General features: G+C 73.4%; 1 protein-coding gene. It reads right to left on the bottom strand.

Annotated elements, in window-relative coordinates; translation table 11 throughout:
- Nucleotides 1-1072 (bottom strand): DUF3418 domain-containing protein (locus EIO58_RS18465; protein WP_127820610.1); only part of this gene is annotated, 1072 nt, incomplete at both ends.

Here is a 1072-nt window from a genome sequence, read left to right as displayed (position 1 = left end):
CGCCGCGAGGTCGCGATCCGAGCCCACCGCCCGGCCGCGCTCGTCGACGGCCCGGAACGACAGCTGCAGGTGGCCGGGGACGCGCTCCATGTCGAAGTCCGCCGCCGTCACCTGCTGGCTCGCCACGCGCCGGATGCGCGCGGCGAGGGCCTCGCGCAGACTCGTCGCAGGGAGGCCGTCGCGGGCCTCGGGTCCCTGTCCGGCGAGGTCCTGCGCGAACGTCGCCGCCCAGTCCGCCGCCGGCACGACATGGCGCCTGATCGCCTTGGGAAGCGAGCGGATGAGCGCCGTGACGAGCTCGTCGCGCATCCCCGGCACCTGCCAGTCGAAGCCGTCCGGGCGCAGCTGAGCGAGGAGTGCGAGCGGCACGATCGCCGTGACCCCGTCGTCGGGCGCACCCGGCTCGAAGCGGTACGCGAGCGAGAGCACCTGATCGCCCTGGCGCCACCGCGCCGGGAAGTCGCGCGCGTCGCCGCGCGATGCCTCGTCGACCAGGTCGGCTTCGGTCATGTCGAGCAGTCGCGGCGTGCGGGACGAGGCATCCCGCCACCAGGCCTCGAAGGAGCGCGCGTCGAACACGTCGCGCGGGATGCGGGCGTCGTAGAAGCGGTACACCGCCTCGTCGCCCACGAGGATGTCGCGGCGGCGCTCGCGCTCCTCGACCTTCTCGAGGCGCCGGCGAAGTTCGAGGTTGCGGCGCTCGAACGCCGTCAGGTTCTTGCCGAGCGCAGCGGAGTCCCAGTCGCCCTCCACGAGTGCATGACGAAGGAAGAGCTCTCGCGCGAACGGGCGGTCGAAGCGGGCCAGCTGCACGCGGCGGCGGGGGATGATCTCGACGCCGAACAGAGTGACCTTCTCGTAGGCGGATGCCGCGCCCGCCGTCTTCGACCAGTGCGGCTCGCTCAGCTGGCGCTTGGCCAGGTCGCCGGCGAGCGGTTCGGCCCACGCGGGGTCGATCGCGGCGACGGTGCGGGCGAAGAGCCGGCTCGTCTCGACCAGCTCGGCCGCCATGACCGCCTGCGGCCGCTTCTTCTTCAGGCCCGACCCCGGGAAGATCGCGAACCGCGCGCCG

Origin of the sequence: Microbacterium sp. CPCC 204701 (assembly GCF_004010105.1) — a bacterium.
GTDB lineage: Bacteria > Actinomycetota > Actinomycetes > Actinomycetales > Microbacteriaceae > Microbacterium.
The sequence above is the reverse complement of the archived record's forward strand: the minus strand, read 5'-3'. Positions and strand labels throughout refer to the sequence as shown.